The sequence below is a fragment of the Fictibacillus nanhaiensis genome, assembly GCF_019801215.1.
Taxonomy (GTDB): Bacteria; Bacillota; Bacilli; order Bacillales; family Fictibacillaceae; genus Fictibacillus; species Fictibacillus nanhaiensis_C.
The window spans coordinates 433,783-458,542 of record NZ_JAHVJO010000003.1; the positions used below are offsets into that span (position 1 = coordinate 433,783).

At 37.5% G+C, this 24,760-nt stretch carries 26 protein-coding genes and 2 riboswitches; of the genes, 10 read left to right on the forward strand and 16 right to left on the reverse strand.

Annotation, left to right across the window (positions count from 1 at the left end; all coding sequences use genetic code 11):
- Positions 1–552: 552 nt before the first annotated feature.
- From KUV80_RS15195 to KUV80_RS15230, 8 genes are all read right to left on the reverse strand, one after another.
- Complete coding sequence (locus tag KUV80_RS15195; protein ID WP_246625236.1) at positions 553–921, reverse strand: VOC family protein; 369 nt, start codon at positions 919–921, stop codon at positions 553–555.
- 295 nt (positions 922–1,216) lie between these two features.
- Complete coding sequence (gene ribH / locus KUV80_RS15200; protein WP_222463576.1) at positions 1,217–1,684, reverse strand: 6,7-dimethyl-8-ribityllumazine synthase; 468 nt, start codon at positions 1,682–1,684, stop codon at positions 1,217–1,219.
- A gap of 18 nt (positions 1,685–1,702) precedes the next feature.
- Complete coding sequence (locus tag KUV80_RS15205) at positions 1,703–2,896, reverse strand: bifunctional 3,4-dihydroxy-2-butanone-4-phosphate synthase/GTP cyclohydrolase II (RefSeq protein WP_222463577.1); 1,194 nt, start codon at positions 2,894–2,896, stop codon at positions 1,703–1,705.
- 11 nt (positions 2,897–2,907) lie between these two features.
- Positions 2,908–3,558, reverse strand: a complete 651-nt coding sequence (ribE, locus tag KUV80_RS15210) for a riboflavin synthase (protein ID WP_222463578.1) — start codon at positions 3,556–3,558, stop codon at positions 2,908–2,910.
- Positions 3,559–3,737: 179 nt separating this feature from the next.
- A riboswitch (FMN riboswitch) is annotated at positions 3,738–3,883 on the reverse strand.
- 55 nt (positions 3,884–3,938) lie between these two features.
- Positions 3,939–5,303, reverse strand: coding sequence for a TrkH family potassium uptake protein (locus KUV80_RS15215; RefSeq protein WP_222463579.1), 1,365 nt, complete (start codon positions 5,301–5,303; stop codon positions 3,939–3,941).
- A 110-nt stretch (positions 5,304–5,413) separates the two neighbouring features.
- Positions 5,414–5,734: a hypothetical protein gene (locus tag KUV80_RS15220; RefSeq protein WP_222463580.1), complete on the reverse strand. Its 321-nt coding sequence runs from the start codon at positions 5,732–5,734 to the stop codon at positions 5,414–5,416.
- Positions 5,710–6,483, reverse strand: coding sequence for a hypothetical protein (locus KUV80_RS15225; RefSeq protein WP_222463581.1), 774 nt, complete (start codon positions 6,481–6,483; stop codon positions 5,710–5,712). The genes KUV80_RS15220 and KUV80_RS15225 overlap by 25 nt, the downstream gene beginning before the upstream one ends.
- Before the next feature lie 91 nt (positions 6,484–6,574).
- A complete protein-coding gene (locus tag KUV80_RS15230) occupies positions 6,575–7,306 on the reverse strand; it encodes a TIGR02206 family membrane protein (protein ID WP_222463582.1) in 732 nt (243 codons plus the stop codon).
- A gap of 129 nt (positions 7,307–7,435) precedes the next feature.
- On the opposite strand from KUV80_RS15230, the gene KUV80_RS15235 reads away from it, so the two are divergent.
- Together KUV80_RS15235 and KUV80_RS15240 are read left to right on the forward strand one after the other, a co-directional pair.
- Positions 7,436–8,056 carry a YhbD family protein gene (locus KUV80_RS15235; RefSeq protein WP_222463583.1) on the forward strand — a complete coding sequence of 207 codons (621 nt, stop codon included), beginning with the start codon at positions 7,436–7,438 and terminating at the stop codon, positions 8,054–8,056.
- Positions 8,057–8,077: 21 nt separating this feature from the next.
- On the forward strand, positions 8,078–8,863 hold the full coding sequence (locus KUV80_RS15240) for a polymer-forming cytoskeletal protein (RefSeq protein ID WP_222463584.1): 786 nt from the start codon (positions 8,078–8,080) through the stop codon (positions 8,861–8,863).
- Positions 8,864–9,149: 286 nt separating this feature from the next.
- Here KUV80_RS15240 and sugE read toward each other — a convergent pair whose 3' ends face one another.
- On the reverse strand, positions 9,150–9,473 hold the full coding sequence (gene sugE / locus KUV80_RS15245) for a quaternary ammonium compound efflux SMR transporter SugE (protein WP_222463585.1): 324 nt from the start codon (positions 9,471–9,473) through the stop codon (positions 9,150–9,152).
- A 48-nt stretch (positions 9,474–9,521) separates the two neighbouring features.
- Positions 9,522–9,622: riboswitch (guanidine-I (ykkC/yxkD leader) on the reverse strand.
- Positions 9,623–9,749: 127 nt separating this feature from the next.
- Here sugE and KUV80_RS15250 point away from each other — a divergent pair.
- The 5 genes from KUV80_RS15250 (at position 9,750) to KUV80_RS15270 (ending at position 15,205) form a co-directional block, all read left to right on the forward strand.
- A complete protein-coding gene (locus KUV80_RS15250; protein WP_222463586.1) occupies positions 9,750–11,219 on the forward strand; it encodes a spore germination protein in 1,470 nt (489 codons plus the stop codon).
- Positions 11,220–11,263: 44 nt separating this feature from the next.
- On the forward strand, positions 11,264–12,406 hold the full coding sequence (locus KUV80_RS15255) for a Ger(x)C family spore germination protein (RefSeq protein ID WP_222463587.1): 1,143 nt from the start codon (positions 11,264–11,266) through the stop codon (positions 12,404–12,406).
- Between the two features lie 267 nt (positions 12,407–12,673).
- Positions 12,674–13,777: a GerAB/ArcD/ProY family transporter gene (locus tag KUV80_RS15260; RefSeq protein WP_222463588.1), complete on the forward strand. Its 1,104-nt coding sequence runs from the start codon at positions 12,674–12,676 to the stop codon at positions 13,775–13,777.
- Positions 13,778–13,864: 87 nt separating this feature from the next.
- Complete coding sequence (locus KUV80_RS15265; RefSeq protein WP_222463589.1) at positions 13,865–14,119, forward strand: hypothetical protein; 255 nt, start codon at positions 13,865–13,867, stop codon at positions 14,117–14,119.
- Positions 14,120–14,179: 60 nt separating this feature from the next.
- Positions 14,180–15,205, forward strand: a complete 1,026-nt coding sequence (locus KUV80_RS15270) for a DUF2332 domain-containing protein (protein WP_222463590.1) — start codon at positions 14,180–14,182, stop codon at positions 15,203–15,205.
- Between the two features lie 96 nt (positions 15,206–15,301).
- On the opposite strand, the gene KUV80_RS15275 is transcribed toward KUV80_RS15270, so the two are convergent.
- A complete protein-coding gene (locus tag KUV80_RS15275) occupies positions 15,302–15,820 on the reverse strand; it encodes a DinB family protein (RefSeq protein WP_222463591.1) in 519 nt (172 codons plus the stop codon).
- A 274-nt stretch (positions 15,821–16,094) separates the two neighbouring features.
- Between KUV80_RS15275 and KUV80_RS15280 the strand changes: the two genes are divergently transcribed.
- Together KUV80_RS15280 and KUV80_RS15285 are read left to right on the forward strand one after the other, a co-directional pair.
- Complete coding sequence (locus KUV80_RS15280) at positions 16,095–17,567, forward strand: SulP family inorganic anion transporter (protein ID WP_222463592.1); 1,473 nt, start codon at positions 16,095–16,097, stop codon at positions 17,565–17,567.
- Positions 17,568–17,708: 141 nt separating this feature from the next.
- Entirely contained in the window at positions 17,709–17,858 is a 150-nt protein-coding gene (locus KUV80_RS15285; protein WP_222463593.1) for a hypothetical protein, read from the forward strand.
- Between the two features lie 36 nt (positions 17,859–17,894).
- Here the strand turns inward: KUV80_RS15285 and KUV80_RS18650 are convergent, their stop codons facing one another.
- From KUV80_RS18650 to KUV80_RS15315, 6 genes are all read right to left on the reverse strand, one after another.
- The gene (locus KUV80_RS18650; RefSeq protein WP_246625237.1) at positions 17,895–19,034 is read right to left on the reverse strand and encodes a hypothetical protein; all 1,140 of its coding nucleotides are present in this window, start codon (positions 19,032–19,034) and stop codon (positions 17,895–17,897) included.
- Position 19,035: 1 nt separating this feature from the next.
- Positions 19,036–19,578, reverse strand: a complete 543-nt coding sequence (locus tag KUV80_RS15295) for a sigma-70 family RNA polymerase sigma factor (protein ID WP_338083510.1) — start codon at positions 19,576–19,578, stop codon at positions 19,036–19,038.
- Between the two features lie 330 nt (positions 19,579–19,908).
- Positions 19,909–21,408, reverse strand: a complete 1,500-nt coding sequence (locus KUV80_RS15300; protein ID WP_222463594.1) for a glycosyl hydrolase family 18 protein — start codon at positions 21,406–21,408, stop codon at positions 19,909–19,911.
- Between the two features lie 288 nt (positions 21,409–21,696).
- Positions 21,697–22,368, reverse strand: a complete 672-nt coding sequence (locus KUV80_RS15305) for a permease (RefSeq protein WP_222463595.1) — start codon at positions 22,366–22,368, stop codon at positions 21,697–21,699.
- Between the two features lie 32 nt (positions 22,369–22,400).
- A complete protein-coding gene (locus KUV80_RS15310) occupies positions 22,401–23,243 on the reverse strand; it encodes a hypothetical protein (protein WP_222463596.1) in 843 nt (280 codons plus the stop codon).
- A 66-nt stretch (positions 23,244–23,309) separates the two neighbouring features.
- Positions 23,310–23,663 (reverse strand): VOC family protein, encoded by a 354-nt coding sequence (locus KUV80_RS15315; protein WP_222463597.1) that lies wholly within the window; start codon positions 23,661–23,663, stop codon positions 23,310–23,312.
- 349 nt (positions 23,664–24,012) lie between these two features.
- Here KUV80_RS15315 and KUV80_RS15320 point away from each other — a divergent pair, with 349 nt between their 5' ends.
- Positions 24,013–24,759, forward strand: a complete 747-nt coding sequence (locus KUV80_RS15320; RefSeq protein ID WP_222463598.1) for a GTP cyclohydrolase II — start codon at positions 24,013–24,015, stop codon at positions 24,757–24,759.
- The last annotated feature ends 1 nt before the right edge of the window (position 24,760 follow it).

Consider the following 24,760-nt stretch of genomic DNA (forward strand, 5'->3'; position numbering starts at 1 on the left):
GTATGATCCTTCCGTTCTAGCCACACTTCAAACACTCCAATTTTCATTTCGTTTCCTCCTTGAATTTGTTTTTATATTGCAAAAGAAGAATAATAGCCTCTTCGTGCAAACGAAAAAATAAAAAAGCATACCACTCGAAGGCGATATGCTTAATAAACACAAAAAAAACACACGTCACGACTGGAGGTGACCTGCGTACAAATAGGTATGTAAGAAAGGATAAATAAAGAAAGGAATCCCCTTACTTCATCTTTTCAGGCAGGTCATGATATGAAATTGTATTGTATGCTAGCATGACAATAGAACATTCAATATGCGTTGAAACCGTAACTTTTACCATGACACAACCATCCTTTCCATAATTTTGTAGTTTGTAACTTTGGTAATCTTAACACTATTCTAATTACTATGTCAATTCCTTTTAGATATGCAAAATAAAACTTTTACAATTCTAAACTATGACGTTTTCATCGTAATGGTGTGTCCATTTATTCAGTTGTCTGAAAAAAGATATTCGACCAAAATATGCAAATCCGATCGAGCTGGTTTATGTTACTTAGCCTCAGGATCATCATGCATAATACCAAAAAGACCATCCACTGGATCTTTGCAATACGCCAGATACCCGACACCAGGAATCGCCATTTTAGGGACAACTACGATACCGCCTGAATCTGTTACTTTATTTAGAAAATCGTCTACTGAATCCACTTTGATTGTGTTTGTCGTCCTCGAAACACCATCTGGAGAGCGCATGATGCCGCCATCAATTCCTGCTTCCCCCTCACCCGTTCGAACAAGAAAATACTCTTCTGGTCCATCCCACTTTGAAACTTGCCACCCAAATACGTCCTTGTAAAAGGCTGCCGCTTTATCCGGATCTGCCACTTGCAGTTCAAAATGTACCACTCTGTTCATCATAATCTTCCTCTCAAATTTTATATAGAAACATATGTTCTCGTAATAAGTATTAGACATCCTTTTTCATATTCCTTTTAAGAAATGAAATTTTTTTATTAAAAAATAAAGAGGGTATGTCGAAAATTGGTTAAATGAAAATTAACGTGGAATTAGTTTGATTTAACGTGGAAATAAATCATATAACGTGGAAATAAGAGAAATAACGTGGAATTACACGATACTCCACCTGAAAAACAGCTTCACCACATAAAGAAACCCCGTCACTCCAGGTAACGGGGTCTACTTTAATTTTATTTTAAGCAAACTGACGCGTTAAGTTAGCCATTTCAATTGCAGAAACAGCAGCTTCCCACCCTTTGTTGCCCGCTTTTGTTCCGGCACGTTCAATGGCTTGCTCGATAGAATCCACTGTTAGAACACCAAAGATCACCGGAACACCGCTCGTCATGGAAGCAGCAGCAACACCTTTAGCAGCTTCATTACACACATAATCAAAATGTGGAGTCGATCCGCGAATAACCGCACCAAGTGTGATAACAGCGTCATAATTTCCGCTGTCAGCCATTTTCTTAGCGATTAACGGTATCTCAAAAGCTCCAGGAACCCATGCAATGTCTACATCGTCTTCTGACACACCGTGTCTTTTAAAAGCGTCCTCTGCACCAGATACTAATTTATCCGAAATAAAATCATTGAAACGACCAGCAACGATTCCTATTTTTAAACCTGTACCAACTAAGTGTCCTTCAAATAACTTTGCCATTTTATAGGTCCTCCCGTTTTAGAAATGAAGCATATGCCCCAATTTGCTCTTTTTTGTTTTTAAATAGTCTTCATTGTTTTCATGATGAGGCATCTGTAAAGCCACACGTTCTGTTACTTCCAAGTCATAGCCCTTTAGTCCGGCAATTTTTCTTGGGTTGTTCGTTAGTAGTTTCATTTTACGAATCCCAAGCTCTTTTAGTATTTGTGCTCCAATTCCATAGTCACGAAGATCCGGTGCAAATCCTAGTTGCTCGTTGGCTTCCACCGTATCAAGACCCTCTTCTTGAAGCTTATAAGCTTTCATTTTATTAAGTAGTCCGATGCCTCTGCCTTCTTGTCTCATGTACAATAAAACACCGTTGCCTTCTTTTTCGATTTGCGCAAGGGCGGCATGAAGCTGTGGTCCACAATCACATCGGTTTGAACCAAATACATCACCTGTCAGACATTCTGAATGAACGCGAACCAAAACAGGCTTATCGTTGCTGATTTCACCCTTTACAAGTGCCACATGTTCTTTGTTATCTAATACATTTGAAAAACCAATGGCTTTGAAATGACCAAATTCGGTTGGGAGGTTAATTTCCACTTCTCGTTTAACCATTTGTTCCGTTTTATTTCGGTACGTGATCAAGTCTTTTATCGTGATGAGCTTCAAATTATGCTGTTTCGCTAAATCTACAAGTTCAGGCACACGTGCCATCGTGCCGTCTTCTTTCATGATCTCACAAATGACACCAGCCGATTTGCTTCCGGCCATTCTTGCTAAATCAATTGCAGCTTCTGTATGCCCTGCTCTTCTCAGCACACCGCCTTTTTTTCCGATCAACGGAAATATATGACCGGGGCGTTTGAAATCTGATGGAACTGAGTCTTCGTTCACAAGCTCGCGAACGGTAGCTGCTCTTTCTTGTGCAGAAATGCCTGTAGTGGTAGAAATATGGTCAACACTGATAGTAAAAGCCGTTCCGTGGGAATCGGTATTCGCCGCCACCATCGGGGATAAATCCAGCTTGGATGCGATTTCCTCTGAAATGGGAGTACATACTAAGCCTCGTCCGTGCGTAACCATAAAATTGATCGACTCAGATGTAATTCCTTCCGCTAAGGCAACGAAATCCCCTTCGTTTTCACGATCTTCATCATCCACTACGATTACAATCTTCCCGTTTTTTAAGTCAGCTACTGCTTCTTCTATGGAGTGAAACATTTACTCTCCTCCTAAAATCCGTGCTCTTGTAAAAAATCAAGAGACATTTTTGACTTTGGTTTATTATCTTCTTTCTCTGGAGACAACATTCTGTATACATATTTGGCAAGCATGTCACATTCAATATTCACTCGATCTCCAGGACCTTTTTTACCTAACACCGTGTGATCCGCAGTGTGCGGGATTAACGAAACCGTAATCGTATCCTTTGTCACATCAAAGACCGTCAAACTTGTCCCATCGATGCTTACAGATCCTTTTAGCATAAAATACGGCATTATATGCTTTTGCAATGAAATCACATAATAGATCGCATTTCTTTCTGGCCGTTTCTCTACGATCACTCCCGTTCCATCAACATGTCCCGAGACAAAATGTCCGCCAAAACGCCCGCCAGCAGCCATGGCGCGTTCAAGATTGACGGTTGAACGGTTGTTTAACAGCTTCAAAGTCGAAGAACGAAAAGTCTCGGGCATCACATCTACGGTAAATTGATGAGAGGTAAATGAAGTAACGGTAAGACAAACACCGTTTACAGCAATGCTGTCACCAAGCTGAACATCACCAAGCACTTTTTGAGCAGATATGGTTAGCACGATGGTTTCATTTCCTTTGTTAATGGACTTGATTGTCCCTAATTCTTCAATAATGCCTGTAAACAAATTTCTATACCTCCCTTTTTATGTGATTTGCTGCTTTCGGTAATCGTAAAATAGTTAGGAGTCTATTTTTCACATAAAAATACCCCGAGAACAAAACGCTCCCGGGGTTAGATTAAACATGTATAACGAAATAAACCTTCAAAATCACTGTGTTTAATAAACAAGTGTTTAAAAGCTTCACGTTCCTTCTCCCATCCAGACTATACTGTCGGCTTCGGAATTTCACCGAATCCACCGTTTTTGTAGAACAAAACCGGGTCACGGACTAAGAGGTATTCGCCTCATCACCGCCGGTTGGGAATTTCACCCGACCCCGAAGGAAATCTATTTACTTACATACATTATAAGTAAACACGAGGCTAAATTCAAACGTAAGAGCATTATTGACCGATGATTAATTTTTCTTTCGGATAATGAATGTGCTCTGTGACCACTTTACCACGAATGATAAAGAGGAATGAAAGAACACCGATTCTCCCAATAAACATAAGTATCATCAAGATTACTTTACCCGTTGAACTTAACGTGGGAGTAATACCTACTGAAAGTCCCGTTGTACCAAACGCAGAGCAAACTTCAAAAAAGAGATGTTCAATCGGCATCGGATCTGTAATTGAAAGAATAATGGTTGAAGTCGTACATAGTACCATCGCTACGATTATGACAATAAAGGACTTTTGGATATCTTCAGGATAAATTTCCCTATTAAAAATCTTAATTGTGTTTCTTCCTTTTGCATAGAAGTAGATAGCGAGAAGAGCTACTGCGAAAGTGGTTGTCCGAATTCCACCACCCACACTGCTTGGAGATGCGCCGATAAACATCATCACACCTAAGAACAGCATCGTTGGAACGGTAAACTGTGAAACATCCATCGTCGATAAACCGCCACTTCTAGTCGTGACTGACTGAAACATCGAATAGAAAAACGTTTCATGCCATGTTTTATCTTCAAAAAAAGCATTCATTTCGAGCAGATATATTCCTATTGCTCCTGTAACAACCAATAGAGCAAAGGTAATCGTTGTGACTTTAGTGAAAAGCGTGAACGTATACCGCTCCAGGTACTTCCGTTCTTTAATAAAATTGTTTAGTTCAACCAAGACTGGAAATCCGATGGCACCTGACGTGATCAAACACATCGTTACAATTTGAACAAGATAGTCATTTCTAAACGGAATTAGTGAGCTCCCGGTAATATCAAATCCGGCATTCGTTGTTGCCGTAACGGATGCAAAAAAAGCATGATACAGAACACTTAGGTCTGTATTATAATACGGCTGGAATAAAAAATAGAAAAGAACCGTTCCAACCGCTTCAATCCCGAGTATTAGGACTAAAATTTGTTTCATGAGCTGAACAAGACCTGCGAGTGTAGATTGGTTCTGATCTGTCATGATGAGCTGACGCTCCCTCATCCCAATTCGTTTCCCAATTAATAACCAGATTGCTGTTCCGAGCGTCATTACTCCAATACCGCCAATTTGTACAATAATGGCGAGAAGGATGACGCCGGTTTGGTTAAACGTTTCAGAAATATTTACAGCTGTTAATCCTGTAACACTTACAGCACTAACTGCGGTAAATAACGTATCAATAAAAGACAGCTCTACTCCCTCTTTATGTCCAACAGGCAAACCTAAAAGAAAAGTAGCTACCAAAATGGATAATAAATAAAAGATAACGATGAGCTGAACGGATGTCAGATGATTTTTTTTTGGAGTACTGCCATTATTTTTATACATATATGTTTTCACCTATCAAGGGATTTTTCTGTAACCTTCTGAAATCTTAACAATAGCATTTCCATTTAACAAGGTGAAAACGAACATTTTGTAAAAAAAGACTATTATTTTTAGATGAGCTCTTTTTCAGAAGACATTCTTTTTTCAATCGTTTTCATTAAATGGGCTGAATCGTCTACCTGGATGACGACTCTTGTAACCATTTTTTTAAATCCATATATCAGACGGACTTGAATCGGTTTCTTTAATATGAGGTCAATTGACGGCTTTGCTGGGATAAAGTCACTCACTAACGCTTCAAATGTATATTTTTTCTCCTCGCTAGTAATAGCGTCTGGACCTTCATAACGTTTTAGTTCTTGTATGGCTGAGTACGGGACAATCACGCCTTTAATAAAACCAATGTTTATGAAGTGCCTTGTCTGTCGCAATTAAAGGGACCTTTTTTCACTGCTTGCATCTGCCCGATTAGAAAAAGAACGGTATACGCATTAATGAAAAGTAAAATGAGAGAAATCGTATGATCTAACTGACTGAAGAAGTAATGAAGTCCCACCGATTCAATTATAAGAGCATGAATCAGCATAAGGTAAAAAGCTACAAAACTCGTTTTTTTGTGATAGGTAAAAACCTCTCCCGATTTAATATATGAGTGACGCCAGGAATATAGGGCATAGTACAGCATCGTGATCTCACTGATTACCGTCTCAAGCAGCCGGTTTTCCTTAAAATGAGCTGCAAATGCTTGTTGAATTTTTATTATGAATGGAAGTTCCTCGTTAAGCTCTTTATATGTTTTCCTAACTTTCGCCATTTTACGGCAAACGATAACTAATACATACAATTCAATCGAGATAATTCCTGCCTCAAGCGCAATGAGAATTTTAGGAACGGCAGATACCTTTTCCAATAAGAAATCCGGGATAATCTTTGTTGCTAATCCATAGCTTACAAGTGCTACTAAAACGGTCAATTTCCATGTATACCTTTGACGAATGACAAAATAGTAAGTGAGAAGCGGGATAACGAGAAGAAAATCAAACATGGAGCCAACTAAAACGAGATCGGGTACAGGTTGAAAATAAGGGGTCTTGTACAATACCGTGTTGCTTCCAATAACCAAAAAACAAAGAGTGAGAAACGGTATCCACTTAACTGGTTTTACGATGGAATGGTTCATTGTAATCCCTCCTCCCTTTTCATTATACAATAAATACCAATTAATTCTTTTCATTCCAGTCTTTGTCACAAAAGGTACAAAAATAAGACCACTACGCTTCTATCGGCGGGTGGTCTTGGTTTTTATTCATTGTGGTTTTCTTTTTTATTGGCAAGAATACAATCAAACTTAAACAAAAGGCCACCCCTTCTAACACAAGGATATACCACGGATAAGGACCTAAGAAATCCATTAAAGAGGCATTGCCAGGTTTCCTCATAAGAAACATATAATTGGCATTCAACATAACATTAACGATAAAAACGCATCCCGCATAAACGTTCAACCAAATGAACGAAATAAAAAAACGACTCCAGCTGATTCTAAATGATCTGACAATCGCATAATACATCGCTGTCCAGACGATTAATCCATGTGCTAAAAAGTATTGCAAAAAGCGGAAATGCCAAGGCTCCTGATACAATTCCGGAGTAAGCAAACCTTGTAATGCTCCGGTAAATCCGAACAAGTAAACAAAGGCAAAGAGCTTTTTATTTTCAGTTATCACTAATACGATACACAACAATATATTTAAACTGCACAACTGAAGAGGTAAATACAGCTCCTCTGTCCACATCTCATTATATACAGCCCAATAATGATAGGTAACTTCTGATAAAACAAGCCCTGTAAGCAATATTTTTTTTATATAGGAAACATCACTAAGACGTGACCGAAAAACGTACATAACAAGAACAACTAGAAAGATAAAAAAGAGACTTAGAATATGTGCCCCGCCAAACATTACAAACCCCGACTCGCCTTCATTAAACCAATGCTTCATACCCCACCTCCAACCTCTTACTTAAGAGTATTCACAATTCACCGTTGCATTTCCTTTTTGGAAAAATTTGTAAATTACAGTTGAATTGCGTAACAGTGTTATGTTACACTTCTATCAAGGAGGTTGTTTATGGACAATTTAATCTCAAAAAAAGATCTGCTTGAAGCAGCAAACATCTCTTATGGCCAGTTATATCGCTGGAAACGAAAAAACCTCATTCCTGAGAACTGGTTTATTAGGAAGTCCACATTTACTGGACAGGAAACCTTTTTTCCACGAGAAGATATTCTGCATCGCGTTGAAAAAATCAAAACATTAAAAGATGACTTATCACTTGATGAACTCGCTGCTATGTTTTCACCATCTCCTACAGTCACCTCGTTACCTACAGAAGAAATAATAAAACGTAACATTGTTTCTCATACATCTCTTGAAATGTACATCAATCATTTTGGCGAAACACCTACTTTTTCTTTTTCACACTTACTGACTTTATACGTATTAGATTCCTTATTACAAACGGGAGAAATGAACCGTTCAGAAGGTATGGACTTACTGCGCATTCTAGAAGAGCAGGCAAACACAATTAAAGAAACCGAAAGCGAGTTATTTTTTATTCGAAAAATGGGAGTCTCCTTCTTTATCATAACACCTGAACCTGCAAAGCTGTTCGTAGAGTCTCAAACAAAAATGATCGCCCATTACAGAATGAATCAATGCATAGAAGAATTAAAGCTAAAGATTAATTAAACGTTGAGGAGGAAAAAAGAAATGGAAAAAACGGCAGAAAGAAACATTAGTATCTCAGGTTCAGGAACTGCTTCTGGAGGAGAATATCACGAAGTAAAAGTGAACGGTTCAGCAAAAATTCATGGTGACATTCAATGCGAAAAGTTTAAATGCAATGGAAGCTCTCATGTTGAAGGAAACGTAATAGCTGAAAACGTAAAAATCAATGGATCTACTCATTTTGAAGGCAACCTAGACGCTAAAGAAATGACAATTAACGGCAGTGCTGACATCGATGGAAACCTCCATTGTAATGAACTTAAGGTTCAAGGATCTTCTTCTGTTAAAGGTCACGTTACAGGAAAAGAGATTATCGTAAGAGGCTCCGCTTCCATCAAAGGCAACGTTTCAGGTGAAGAAGTAGATATAAAAGGACAAGTGAAAATAAAGAGTGACTGTGAAGCAGAATCATTCAACGCACGTGGTAATTTTAAAATTAACGGATTGTTAAATGCGGGAAGCATTGATATTGAACTATTGCGGCATTGTGAGGCGAAAGAAATTGGTGGAGAAACGATTAGCGTAAAAAAAACCATTGATTCTTCAGGTTTTAAAAAACTGATTAAATTCTTCATCTCCCAGCATTCTGATCAGCTGACTGCTGAAGTAATCGAAGGGGATCACATATATTTAGAACATACACACGCAAAAGTAGTACGCGGGAACACAATTACGATTGGCCCTGGCTGCCATGTTGAAAAAGTCGAATATAAAGAAAGTCTAGAACTGGATGAAAATGCAAAAGTGGGTGCACAAGAGAAAATTTAATATGATCTTGGGTCCGCTCCTATATTCCAACTATTGCTCGTAAACTTTAAAAATCGCTCGTAAATTTCAATAATCGCTCGTAAACTTGAAATATCGATCGTAAACTCCAATTACCGCTCGTAAATCTTAATAATCGCTCGTAAACCCCAATTATCGCTCGTAAACCCCAATTATCGCTCGTAAATCTTTATTATAGTTAAAATCAATCAAACGTACTCAAAAGTCAAAAGCAGCCTCTCTCAGGTCATTTAAACACCTGTTTAAGGCTGCTTTCCTATTTTCTCACTCACTGACTCCCTGCTGTTACTTTTAAACCGATAATCCCCGTGATGATAAATGCTAAAAATACAAACCGCATCCACGTTTTCGGCTCTCCGAAAAGAATAATTCCCAATATGACAGCTCCAGCCGCTCCAATTCCAGTCCAAATCGTATATGCCGTTCCGATTGGCAATATCTTTGTAGCCAACGACAAGAAATAGAAGCTGATAATCATTCCGATTACCGTAACGACGGATGGCCACAATTTTGTAAAACCGTTTGTATATTTCAGACCAATTGCCCACACAATCTCAAAGATTCCTGCAATAAATAAGTACAGCCAAGCCATGATTTAACCCTCCTAAAAAATAAAACCCGAGAAGATATAGTATCTATATCCTCCCAGGCTTTTATCCCTCCGTGTACACAATGTATCCATTGCGCGCTTTCTCTTGGTCCAGACTAGCAAAAAACTACGGAACCCTAGAAAGCTTTCTTTCTCTATTATTTATATAACATCCGGTTCCCGTCAAGTACCAACTGTTTACACTAGTGATCAACCCTAAAAAATGTATACATTTTCCTTTTTAATCAAACATTAAAGAATAAGGCAGGTGATGAAGTAATGAGTTCAGCGAAAGAAGAAATCGCCATAAACAAGAATCTTCAAGACAATGATGAATATATTCGCAACCTCTATAAAGACTGCGATGATATTAAAATTCAATATTTCCAATTTGGGAAGAACTATAACAATGAAGCTATTGTTGTTCATTGTGATTCTCTTGTTCAAGAAGAAAAGTCGAACCTGCTTCATCAAATCATCAAAGATATGCCTGATTTTGAAGCGGCTCTCTCTCTTTCCATTTCAATTGATGAAATAAAAACCTTTTTTGAAAACAAAGGTGTATCTTCCCGTCCGGTTCAGCTCTTGAAAAACTATTCAGAAGTTAACGGCAAGATTGTTAACGGGCATATGGTCATCTTTTTAAATAAATGGGACTTGGCAATAAGCATTGATACTTCATCTGTTGAAAAAAGAAGTGTGGCAGAACCCCAAAACGAGGTAGTGGTTGTCGGACCAAGAGAGGGTACGATCGAAAATCTGCAAAAGAATCTTGGATTAATCCGCTCTAGATTAAAGACGCCGGATCTTAAGTTCTGCTTTCGTCAAACAGAAAACAAATCCAACTTGAAGTTTGTTTACGGGTACTTATCAGGAGCAGTAAAACCTGAAGTTCTCGAAGAATTTGTATCAAGAATCGACCGGATAAAAGATGAAGAAATACTAGAAACAGCCTATATCGCAGAGCTTATTGAAGAGTCTACCATTACGCCATTTCCACAATATCGGTTCACCGAACGGCCAGATGTTGCTGCTGCCTCCCTATTAGAAGGCAAAATTATCGTTTTAGTTGAAGGAACGGGAACCATTGTGATTTGCCCTGGCCTGTTTAACGAGTTTTTTCAGTCGGCTTCTGATTATTATCAAAGATCCAGTTTTTCATCAATCATACGTTTAGTCCGATACATCGGCTTTTTTTTAAGCATCGCTCTACCAAGTATTTATATTGCTTTAACCACTTTTCATTCAGAACTTATTCCTACTGTCCTTTTAATTGCACTGTTAGATACGCGGGAGGGCATACCCTTCCCTGCGTTAATTGAAGCTTTAATCATGATCTTCTTTTTTGAACTCTTACAAGAAGCAGGAATAAGGCTGCCTAAACCCATCGGTTCAACAGTTAGTATTGTTGGCGCATTAATTATCGGAGAAGCATCCATTAATGCTGGAATTGCTTCTCCCATCATGGTCGTCATAATTGGACTAACGGGGATCGCATCCTTTTCCATTCCTTATTATGATTTTGGATTTGCAGCTCGATTGCTTCGAATTCCATTAATGATATTGGCATCCATAATGGGAGGGTTCGGTCTTTTAATCGGAGCTCTACTTATCCTTCTTCACTTATCAAAATTAACCGTTTTAAAAGAACCTTATCTCGGTTCACTTACCTTGAAAAACGGCTCACTTCTTAAAGATGGGTTGATTCGGCTCTCCTATAAAAAACTGTTGCGTCATAAAAAGCTGTAAAAAAAGCTATACAAAATTTTGAAAAAGAGATTGGCGGGATTTGGATGAAGCAGCTGACAAAATACATACTTTCCTTTTCCCTGCTTTTTCTTTCTGGCTGCTGGGATCAGAATGAGCTTACAGAATTTGTGTTCGTTCAATCACTCGCTGTGGATCAAACGAAAGACGGAAACATTAAACTGACTACCCAATTTTATAAGCCTTCCCCTAAGATTGCTTCATCAGGGGGTGGAGGAGATGTATCTTTTGTAAATATAGAAACGGAAGGAAAAACCATGTTTGATGCCATTCGTGATATCACCATTCATATCGGAAGAAAAGCACACTGGGGACATGTACGTTTTATTGTGATGAGTGATAAGGTGGCCAAAAAAAATATCGCTCAGATGCTCGAATTCTTTTATCGTGATCATGAACCAAGACTTCTAACGGGCTTTGCTATCACGAAAGGAAAAGCCTCCGATTATCTACAAACGAAGCCTCACATTGAAAATACCATTAGTGAACAACTAAATGAGGCAACTAAATCCGGAGGTAAATTCAGTGGCAAAGCGTACCCAACAAACTTGTATACTCTTGGCAAACAAATTCATAGTGAGACCCAGACTGCTTATGCACCTTTATTATCAAAAGACTCTTCCAAAAACAACATGATTATTATTGATGGATTGGCGATTTTTCATAAAGCCAAGCTAAAACAAATCCTGTCCAACAAAGATACGAAATACTTGATGCTCGTCATGAAAGAGTTTCAATCTGGAATCATTGAACTGCCTTGCCCAAAGAGTGACCTTAAAGAAAGCTATGAAGTATTGGACGTTCAGACGAAAACATCAGTTTCAACGAAAAGGGATGGGATTCATTACAAAATTGAACCAAAACTTCAAATGGCCATTGGAGAGATGCAATGTACAACGATTGAAGACAGAAGTCATATGGAAGAACTAAACAAGAAGTTGGAGAAACAGATCGATCGCCAGATTCATGATCTTCTAAAAAAATCGCAAAAGAAAAATACGGATATCATCGGTTTAGGCAATGCCATCTATCATTATGAACCCGAAGAATGGGATAAAATTAAAAAAGAGAAAAAACCTTATTATAAGACGGCTACCATTCATGTGAAAACAAAAGTAAACGTTGTGAACACTGGGACAGATATTGGCATACCTTTTTCACCAAAATAAGAAAAGGGAGTAAAAGTATCAATGATTGAAAACCTTATCCTTCTACTAATCGTTGTTCTACTTTTTTTGGATTATAAAAAGGTGACAACAGAAAAAAAAATAAAAAGAATCTATCTCTCCCTTTCTGTTCCAGCCCTATACGTTTTTTACTCATTCTCTTTTGACAAGAGCCTTCCGAGTTTGGACGATTTCTTCCGCCTTGTTCTTGGTCCTCTCGCTGAAATGATTCTTTCTTGGCTGCAAATAAAATAAGAAGGAGTACCGATAATGCAAGTAAGTAAAATAAATTATTGGCAAATGGCTATTTTATTTCAGGTATACATAACAGGGTCTTCCATTATCAACATACAGGGGCCTTTATTAGCTGCTGCCAAAAACGCGGCGTGGATTGCTCTTTTACTTTCTACCTTAATCGGGTTCCTCATACTCTATCTTGTACTCTCGCTACATGACCTTTTTCCAGAAGATAATTATGTAGGTCAAGTCAGAAAAATAGTAGGTCCTAAAGTGACATACCTCTTCATAATCCCGTTTATTCTTGTAGTAATCTATGTTACTGCCAATATCGTATACGGGATGGGACAATATTTCACTACATCTATGATGAGAGAAACCCCTCTGTATATTTTTCATGTGCTGATTCTCACTACAGCCGCTTTAACAGCAAAAGCGGGAATTGAAGTAATGGCTAGAATGTTTCACTTATTGTTGTATCTCCTATTTTTTATCATCTTTATGATGCTTCTTTTGCCAATGTCTATATATGAAGTTGAAAATCTTCTTCCACTAGCACCTGACGGTATAAAACCCATCATAAACGGAATCTATGTGGGATTCGGATTTCCTTACATGGATATCCTCTATTTTGCCATGATTCTTCCATTTATCCAAAAGCAAACAGGAAAGTCACTAAACAAATGGCTGTACGGCGGATTGTTTTTTAACGGAATATTGCTTTCGATCACCATCATGTGCTCAATAATGGGACTAGGTCCTCTCGTTTTTATGAAAAAGTTCCCTTTGCACCTATTAGCTCAATTAATAAGTATAGGAGAAATCATTGAACGTGTAGAAGCGATTTTCGGGATTGCCCTCATCTTAGGATCTTATATGAAGATCGCCTTACTATTATTTATTATTGATCAAGCTATTTCCAGTTTGTTTAAGATAAAATCTTCACAATTGATCTATATCCTATCGACCATTGTATTTTTCCTTTCACTAACTATGTATAAAAATGAGATTGAGCTTGGTGAATCGGGATCTATTATGCAGCCTACTATCACCTTCTTTTTTGGTTTTATTCCCCTTGCTTTGACGGTCATCATAGGGAAATGGAAAGATAAGAACCAGAAGTATAGTCATGAATAATTAATGGTCAAACACCCTTATCTCAAACGATTTTTCTTTTTTTATTTCTTCATGAAAAGTATTGATAAATGTTCGGAGCGAAGCCCGATGGGAGATATTATGCTTTTAACGAACATCCAAACTGACTTCCCTTCTAATCACATTGGAAAAATCTATAGTTTCCGAGCACTCATAGGCGGACTTGGACTCTCTTTAGGAACACTAGCAGCAAGCTTTTCTTTTCAATTTTTCACAATACCTGTTGTAATGGTCATCTTTTCGTGTGTCATTATCGGAATTGGCACCTTAGGCATTATTTATGTACGCGGTATGATTTCAGTAAAAATTCAAAACGCCAGCTGACATTTAATGTTAAACTAAAGTGTGAGTATAGTTATGAAATACGAAGCTTGAGGTGAATGCATGTTAAAACTGGATACTTTGTCACAACGATTTGAAAACTTTGCAACATTCGAATGTGCAGGATCGAGTCAGTTATATGAATTCTTATCTTTAAAAGTTGCTCAAGATAACGACCTGCTTTATTTATGTACAAAAGCTCGAGATGGGCAACCCGCACCCAATTTATTGTTTGGTAGCGTTCACCATTTATTATTAAGCGGAAAACAGCATGAACTTAGCGACTACTTCCCAAGCCTTACAAAACAACCTAAAAAAATAACAGATTCATTTGAGTCTTTTAAAAATTTCTGTGAAATGTATCAAGATGAAATAATCCTTTTGCTGCAAACGAAGTTAGTGCAAACAAATGAAGTAAGACGGTGCGGTTATCTATATCCCTGTTTCTCTTATATTTACAGCAGAATACATAAGCCGCTTGCGCTTATCGAGATTGGAACAAGTGCAGGTCTGCAGCTGTTTTGGGATAGATATCGCTATTCTTATAATACCGGCAAATTATACGGAAACCACCTATCTGATGTACTCATTAAATCAGAAATAAAAGGTATGGACGAACCGTATCTCTTAACTGAAAGTCCACCCGTTTCCCATCGATTCGGGCTTGATCTGCACATTAATGATGTAACAGATCCCGAAGATGCTGGTTGGCTAAATGCTTTAATTTGGCCAGAACATCATGAAAGACGGGAGCTTTTTCAGAATGCTGCTCGATACGTCAACAAGGAAGAAGTTACTTTTATTGAAGGTGATGGCGTCTCCCTGTTTCCACAGATCATTGATCAGATTTCTAAAGACAGCATGATCTGTGTATTCCATACGCATGTTGCCAATCAAATTCCTGAAGATATTAAGCATCAGTTGCAAGAAAACATAAAGAAAATCGGTCAAACTCGAGATATTGCCCATATTTACAACAATATATGGGATAAAGAGCTGCATATCGACTCCTTTATGGAAGGCGCTGAGCAAACACAGATCGTTGGAGAAACGGACGGTCATGGCAGATGGTTTCAGTGGAAGATATAATCCCATATTAAACATCTGTTTAAATTTATGAAAAGGGCAGACTCTAAAAGTTCACATTACGTGCCTTTTGAGACTGCCCTTTTATATATCGTTTGTTTATGCTTTTAGATATCGTTCTTGAATGATTTTACGATGATGTAGTTCATGTCCGGCTATAATCGTACTTAAAGCCCTAGCAGTAACTTCTGTTTGATTCGCCGTTCCTCTTCTTGCAAGCATTTCTTGGCTCAAACTCTTAAGCAGGTGGATGGTTGATTGACGTACACAGGCAAAATGATCGAGCAGTTCGTTTAGAGATTGTTTGTCAAACTCTGCTTCTTCCACATATTGATTTTCATCGTAACCTGGTAGTAAAGCGGACTCTCCTCGGGCAATAGACAGGAGTCTGAAACTCATGATTCGTTCGGTATCCGTGATATGACCGATGACTTCCTTTATACTCCATTTTCCAGGTGCATAACGAAATTTACTTTGTTCTTCAGATAATGAACTGAGCATCGTGACCGTTTCTTTCATTTGTTCTCCAAGAATTTGTACTAGCTCTCCTTGAGGAACTAATTTTACATATGTTGCATAATAATCTGCGTACTCATAGACAGATGGCATCTTCTCCATGGTTTCACCTCTTATTGAATGGTAGTCTATTCTCCTTTCGCTTCCCTTCTTTGTTTTCCTCTTCTTCCCATGAAAAAATGCATGATCCTGCTATAACTATGAAAAACCGAGGATGATCATGATTTTTCAAGAAAATAACACATTTATCCGCTTACATTCCATTACCTAATTCTTACTAATCGTGGTATAATCGAACGCGTTGACATCGGACCCGACTTTCATGAGAGTTGAGAGTCAAAAAACAGTTTTCATAAAAAAGAGAGAGGTGTATTTTTTGGATTTACAAACAATTAAACAGGAGTGGTTCGGGAACATACGGGGAGATGTTCTTGCCGGGATCGTAGTGGCATTAGCCCTAATTCCAGAAGCCATTGCCTTCTCTATCATTGCAGGTGTAGACCCTATGGTGGGCTTGTATGCCTCATTTTGTATTGCCGTTGTTATTGCTTTTGTGGGCGGTCGACCGGGTATGATATCCGCTGCCACAGGTGCGATGGCTTTAGTTATGGTGACACTCGTCGCAGATCATGGTTTGAAATATTTATTAGCTGCGACAATTTTAACGGGAATCATTCAGATTGTAATCGGGCTATTAAAGCTTGGTAAGTATATGAAGTTTGTTCCGCGTTCCGTTATGGTTGGTTTTGTTAATGCATTAGCGATTTTGATTTTCATGGCTCAATTACCGCATTTTGTGGGAGAATCTTGGATCATGTATGCAATGGTAGCAGGTGCTTTGGCTATTATTTATCTATTCCCAAGAATAACAAAAACCGTTCCTTCACCATTAATCGCAATTATCGTGATTACGATTATTGCACTTATGTCAGGATCATCCGTTAGAACCGTAGGAGACATGGGTGAACTAACTCAAGCACTGCCGTTATTTTTAATTCCTGATATTCCATTAACATTTGAAACACTGCAAATTATTTTTCCTTATTCTTTCGCATTGGCTCTTGTTGGATTATTAGAATCACTTCTTACTGCTCAGATCGTTGATGATATGACAGATACAGAAAGTGACAAGAACAAAGAAGCAAAAGGACAAGGTATCGCCAATATTGTTGCTGGATTTTTCGGTGGAATGGCTGGTTGTGCGATGATCGGACAATCTGTTATAAACGTAAAATCTGGAGGAAGAGGACGGCTGTCTACATTCGTAGCAGGGTCATTCTTAATGGTTCTGATCATCTTATTAAACGATGTTTTAGTTCAAATCCCAATGGCAGCCTTAGTAGGTGTTATGATCATGGTTTCAATCGGAACATTTGATTGGTCTTCCTTAACAAAACTGCATGTTATGCCAAGAACAGATGCGGCCGTTATGATTGTAACGGTGGTAACTGTAGTATTTACACACGATTTATCAAAAGGCGTTTTAGCTGGTGTTATTCTGAGTGCATTATTTTTTGCGGCTAAAATCTCTAAAGTTGAGATGGCGTCGAAAATGGATTCAGCCTTAAACCAAAAAACCTATATCGTAAAAGGACAGCTTTTCTTTGCTTCCGTTACAGATTTTGTCTCACAATTTGATTTCAATGAAAACGTGAAACATGTGGTGATTGATTTATCACAATCGCACCTTTGGGATGATTCAGCCGTTGGTGCGCTCGATAAAATTGCTATGAAATACCGCCAAAACCAGGTAGACGTGCAGTTTATCGGCCTTAACGATGACAGTTCAGGACTTGTAAAAAAACTAGCTGTATATGATAAAGCCGACGGAAAGATGGCCGCTCATTAGAATAGATTCCTTTGCAAAGGGTACACTTTAATCGTGTACTCTTTTTTATACAATAATTGTTAGAATATTTTGATTTTTAATCTCTTGCACCTTATAATATAAGTATGAAAGCGATTTCAATAGGAAAGGAAGCGAAGGATCATGTTTATACATGAAACAGATCTCCGTAAAAAAGCCTTTGATGAGCTATTCAGTCCTCAAGTTGATACAGCAGAGGAGAACAACCTACTCCATAATTACAGCTTAGCCTTTATAGGCATGATAGCAATTGTCGTAAGTAAGCTATTATAAGAAGAGCTAGCCAATTAAACTTGGCTAGCTTTTTATTTATTGGATTGGCATAAACGCCACATTCCAGATTCCGTCCTCATCCTTTACCATTTTAAATCCAGATTTCGCGTCAGCATCAGGGCTAACTAGAAATTCTATATATCCCTCATTATTATTGGTTTGTATGAATTTTCCGTTCTCGAGGTTATTGAATTGTTTAATGATTTGTTCAGTGGATCCTCTATCAGAGTCCGGGATATTTTCGTCTTCATCCTTTGTCCAACGAATAAGGTCTTTTTGGTCTGTATATAGAGCATATACAACATCATTTCTTCGTTGTAAATTAGCTTCGACATATATCTTAGCAATGCTTATGGGACTTAAATTTCTTAAATGATTTTCGTTTAAATCCTCTTTCAGTTTTTCTAATATCGCTTTCTCTTCGGTTGTTAAAGTTGGAGGAAACGCCGCATAAGGGTTACGCTCTTCCTTAATTTTTTCCGTGCTATTGGTTTCAGGATTATACTTTTCGGTAGTTTTACCACTGCTGTTCAGAGATGTTGTATAAATGTCTTTCCCTTGCGGATAGTTTATATTTGCCCAAATCATTTTACCTTCATTTGTAAATCCTATAAAGAACTGAATGCTTATGTCTCTTCTAAGCAGGCTTTCAAAGTCAACAGAATCTGAAAACTTATAAGTAAATGATGAATCATGAACGAGCATGTTGTAACCGATTATTTTTGAAGCACCACTCTCACTGTCTGAACTGTCTAGTTCCTTATAATCTGTACCAAATAGATCAATCACTTCTTTTTCGACCATCCCAATTGCGATATGGCTTTGAAGGAAAATTGCTTTATCAAGTATTTCCTTATCACTATACTTCGGGAGGGTTTTCACTGGCTCTTTTTTTACGGGATCCTGTTTAACAACCGTTTTTTCTTTATGTAGATTCGCAGGCTGACTTTTCTCGCCTGCATCTGTAAAGTTCAAAACTAGAAAAACAATTAATGCACATAACGAAACAAGTGTGAAAGAGCTGATTATTTTTGGAACGTACATTTTTTTACTGTCATTATCATTTTGATGTCTAACGTGATTAAGTATTCTTCTCTTTTCTTGTTCAGAAAAAACACGATTGGGATTTAAATAATTCTCAAAGTCATCCTTCATTTCCTTTAAAACTTTATCCATGTTAAACCCCTCCTTTCCTATCCATTTTTGTTTCCATATTTTTTTTCGCCCTTCTAAGACGTGATTTTACAGTGTTAAGGTTTATTTCTAATGTTGCAGAGATTTCTTCTAATGAAAACTCTTTAAAATAATATAGGATAATGACCTCTCTGAACTTGATCGGCAGCTGCAGAATGAGCTGGCTAATTTGTTCTTTTTGTTCGTTTTGCAGATACTCTTCTTCCGGAGACAAATCATCTGATTTTTGATAAAACGTGTTTGTTAATAGAGTACTCGTATAATGCCAGCTGCGCACATAATCTTTGCATTTATTTATCGCGATTCGATAAATCCACGTTTTAATGGTTGATTGTTCTCGAAAGTCATTCAAATTATTATAGACACTTATGAAAATCTCTTGAGTGATATCTTCAGCTTGCTGCCAGTTCTTTGTGTACGTGAACGCTAATCTTTTGATTTCTTCACCATATTCGTCCATAAGGTCAGATAATTGATCCATCTCACTCTTCGGATACTGCATTACGGCCGTATTGCTCTTTACCACATATGTCGCCCTCCTAAGTATTAATCGTTTGTTAGACGGTGACCCCTTATAAAAAGTTGCATTAGTTATGAATTAATTTCCATTTTTATATTTTAACGTAATTTCGTTAAGTTAAGACAGTCACTTAATGGAGTAGCTTTACAATCACATAAATAAAGAGTGTCATCACATAAAAAACACACTTCATCACATAAAAAATACAGCCGATCACATAAATATAATTGACCACCACATAATTAACCAATTATTTACAAACGAATTCATAAAAAAGAGCTGACTATTTCAGGTCAACCATCTAACCCATAATGTCAGCTTCTCTTAATCTTTTCTCTATTTTAATATGTTCCAGATATCTTCGGAAGCACCGCCTACATACCAGGCGGCTGTTCCCCTCAAGTTATATTTTTTTACAAGGTCATAGCGGAGTTTCATGGATTCCTTGTCCTCCACCCAGATCTGGTGTTTTTCGCCGTTTTCAATAAATTCTACATAGTTTTGGGAGGTCTTCTCGTCCCACTTTTTTGTAAGCTTTTTCTCCATAATCAGCTTTTCTGTTTCAAGCATCGTTCTATCAATGCTGCTTACTTCGCCGTTAGCGTTTGTAATCCATTCACGTGTGTAAAACGGCACTCCCAAAATAATTTTATGAGCTGGAACTTCCTTCGTTAAAAGCTCAATTCCTTCCCGCGTCCAAGGAATGGATGCTACGGACCCAGCCTTCGGACTGCTTCCCCAATGTTCATCGTAACCCATCATAATGATATAATCCGCGGCGTTTCCAAGACCTGCCCGGTCCAGGCTGCCAGACCAGAAAGGATCTGCATTTTCCCGGCTAACATCTACTGATACCACGATATGATATGGTTCTAGAGCGGATTTAAGCTCTTGAATAAACATGACATAGTGCTGCTTGTTCTTCGGATCTATATTTTCGAAATCTACATTGATTCCTTTACTTTTTGTATGGACTAACGATTGCGTTAATGTTTTAATCACTTTTTTCCGATTTTCCTTATGTGACAAAATAAGATTCGTGAGTTCAGGGTCAAACTTGTTTCCAAAAAGTGGCCAGACTTCTTTTCCAGACTGAGCTGCAGCTTCCGCATATCGGTGGTCAACTTCTACATTTATTCGTGCATCTGAGTCGCTTAACGTATACCATCTTGGTGAGACAACATCCAGACCTGGAATTTGAAGCTGTTTCAAGTACGTTTCGCTCGTACCATTATATTTCCAGCCTAAATTAAATTTGGACAATCTGTTTAAAGTAATCTCCGAATTTTTTATCCAGCCTTTTTTTCCTCCTAATAACTGCATTTCATAATAACTCTCTGGAATCATCATCTCTTTTCCAGCCTCTAAAACAACAGCTTCTATTGAATTAATCTCTATAAGCTTCTCCATTGAAACGTTATATTGACGTGCTATTTCCCACAATGCATCATTCTGTTTAATAGGATGGATAACCATCTCTTGTGGGATTTCCAGACTTTGTCCTATAAACAAACGCGTTCCAAGGATCTTGTTTTCTCTCTGAAGTTCACTAACCGGAACATTATACTGATTAGCGATAAGAAATAGCGTATCTCCCTCTGATACAGTATGAATTTGTGTAGGATCAGCTTCATTTGAACGATTAAGAATAGGAAATTCCTCTCCTTTAAGCAAGGATGTTATTTTCTTAGACGTCGTTTTTGGAGCTGTATAGATAGCCGCATGATCGGCAGAAACAGTACCTACTTGTAAAGAGTCTTGCGCAAGTACTGGATTAGTTAGAAATAAAAATAAAGGAACACTTAAAAGTAAGCTTGTTAAAAATGACTGTTTCACTATTCCCTCCAGATATAATCTATTATTCTACTTATTTAGATTACATTCTGTTAGGCCTCATCTAAACTGGTACATAGTGGAAATTCCAGCGCAAAAGAAAGCCTTCTTATAGGATAAGTAGTAGGGTTGTGGAGTAGAAAAACTACATTCACAAGGTTACTATCAAGGTAAATCGAATATTTTCAGACAACGAAATCACACAGAAAAACGCAGAGGTTTTTGCATCCTCTGCGTTTTTTATAATCTACTGACCTGTTCTTCAACTAAAGTCCCTAACTTTAAATTTATTTATATAAATCTTTTTAAGTATTCGCTATATATTTTGTTCATAACTTTTGGTGTGTTTTCTAAATAAACATTAATTTGTTCCATGTTTGATTCGAATTTATCAGAGTTTCTTTCATCTGTTGGAAAATCAGATATTCCTTTAATAATAATACATTCAACATCATTCTTCTTACAGATATAAGCAATTGCACCCGCTTCTGTATCGGCAATTGTTATTTCGTTTTCTTTAAGTTCTAAATAGTCCTTCCACATAACTACTGCTTTATCAGCGGTGGCAATAGTTCCAGTATAAAAATCATTTCCATATTCTGATAAATCAATATTGACTATGAAGGATTGTTTAATAAGAGGCTCAATTTCTTTTACTGTACAATCATATTGAACGGCTTCATCGGGCACGAAAACATCCAAATTACTGAACTTATCATCTATTCCTGCACATGTTCCAGCAACGATTACTTTCGTTAAATTAAATTTAGAAATCATATACTGATTACCACCAACACCATTTACTTTTCTTACACCTGTACTATAAAAAACAAGTTTGGAATCATTAATTGTTTTTATGAAATACTCGCCATAAGGATAACCGAAACGTTCATTATCTTTTATCCCGAAATATTCCAATGTCGCTTCAAATTCCCACTTCGTTGCTATACTTATTCCTATCATCGATTTATCACCTTCTGAACCGAACTACCTTTTTACTTTACTTCAACCACATATGGGACTATAAACACCTTATTATTCTGCTTAAACTGACCCCATATTTTATAGGTGCCAGCTCGAGGAAACGTGGTCTCAAACTCTGCGTCAGGTCCTGTTGCCTTTTCATCAAGTGGATGGACATGAAGATATTCCTCTGTATCTTCGCTTATGATAACGACATGGCCAGAGGCTCCAAGATAAGGCTGCAAATCAGTAACAGGCTCTCCTTTTTCATTTTGAATTGAAAAAGTCAGTTTTATTTTTGTATCAGGTTTGGGGTACTCTTCATCAAAAGAGAGCGAAACCGTCTTCCCCTTTGATTTCTTGGTCAGACTCCTGTCAGGTTCAATCGTTTTATGAGATTCCTTTTTACCCTCTACCTGTACCCATTCCATTTCTGTAACTTCGTTGCCGCCTGATGGAATAAAGTCCGTAATTATTTTATAATCCCCTCCTGAAGGGAACCGGTTCTTTACCGAAAACATTCCATCTCCAAGAAATTTGGGATGTATATGATTAAAATACGAAAGGTCCTTACTTACAACAATAACGTGCATTTTCTTTTCATGGTTAATCTCGTACGTATTGATCGCTTTTCCATCAGGATCACTAATTTTTACACGTAACTCTTCTTCCACGTTCGCTTGAATGGGCTGCTCTGATACATCCCAATCCACATTCGTCTTCATATGTTTATTACCGTCTTTATGTTGGTCATGGTTATCGGCCTTGTTGGAATGCTTACCATGCTCTTCATGTCCTTCATCGCTGTTCGTTGAACAAGATGTGACAACAAAGGTCATAATCATGATAAGAATAAAGCAAACGATTTTTTTCATAGCACCATACTCCTTGCTGTGTAAGAATTAATAAATGTTAGTATGCATACTATCATTCATTTTACACTAATTCTTCTCCCAAAGTTCAATCCATCTTCCCTCGGGATCAGCAATCCAGTTAAATGTTCCATACTCACTTTTTTCAGTCTCCCTTAACAGAGGAATGTCTAATTTTTTTAAGTGTTCTACACAATCATCCATGTTCTCAACTTGAAAATTCAGCATTACAGCCTGTTCTTTCGGAAAATAATCATTTTCATCTGTAAAAAACGAAAAAATTGTCTCGTTGCCTTTTTGAGGAGTGATAACCGTTCCAAACCAATCCTCCATTTCAATTTGTAAAACTTCTCTATACCATTCTTTCAAAACCTCTCTGTTACCAGTTCTCCAAAAAACACCGCCGAAACCTTTTATTTTCATAGTTAACCTCTCCTTATCTAAAAACTCTATTTAACCGCGTGATATGTATTCGCTCAAAAAGGAACAATACCTCTTCGCTCTATGATTATTTGTTAATAGCCAGTCACCCTCCGCACAATTCGAATGAAACAAAGTAACGAATTTAGCTAACCATTAATACAGTCCTTTTTTTTGAGTCCTCATATAATAAAGGACAATAAGCACGGATGGCCAGAAAGTGGGTATTCAATGCTTTTTTTTCCAATAAGAGCAAATCACTACTTTCATTTGTTTCATCTGGTATAAAATAAACGTATATAAAAAATAAATGATAGATAATTACGAATGATTTATAAAGGGGAACAACAAAATGATTCAAAACATCGATAAACAAAAAATCCTTTCGCTATTAGAAGATAAAATACAATTGATAAAAAAAGATGAAGGAGCCATCTATTTAGTTGGTCCCATTCGTCTCCCGGTAAATCTATATGGAGAAACGGTTGTATTTCAGTGGTACTGTTGGTTAGAAGGTTGTAAACAAACAGATAACTTTGAAGAAGTGATCGAAAAATTATCTTCAGCCAATTTAGCTGAATATCAGCAATCGAGCGTTCTTGTTTATGGGGATTTTGAATATGACGACGATGCCTTGATCCGCATGCATTCGATTTGTCACACTGGTGATATTTTTGGAAGCAAACGCTGTGATTGCGGATATCAGCTTAAACAATCCATGAAAATGATTGTTGAACACGGAACTGGAGCTCTCTTTTATTTAGCTAACCACGAAGGCCGAGGAATTGGGTTATTCAGCAAAGCGATGGCATATGTTCTTCAGGAAAATGGACAAGATACGGTTGAAGCAAACGAAAGCCTGGGCTTTGTTGATGATTCTCGAAACTATGACGATGCCATTGAAGTATTAAAAGTGTTACGTACTAAACCTGTCACACTCATTACAAACAATCCAAAAAAACTTGAAGCACTCACTAACTCTGGTTTATCTGTTTCAGGCAGAACCCCAATATGGGGCGATATCTCTGAATTTAATGAAAAATATTTGAAAACAAAAATCCACAGATCCGGTCATTTAGAAAATGAAGGGACATTCTAAA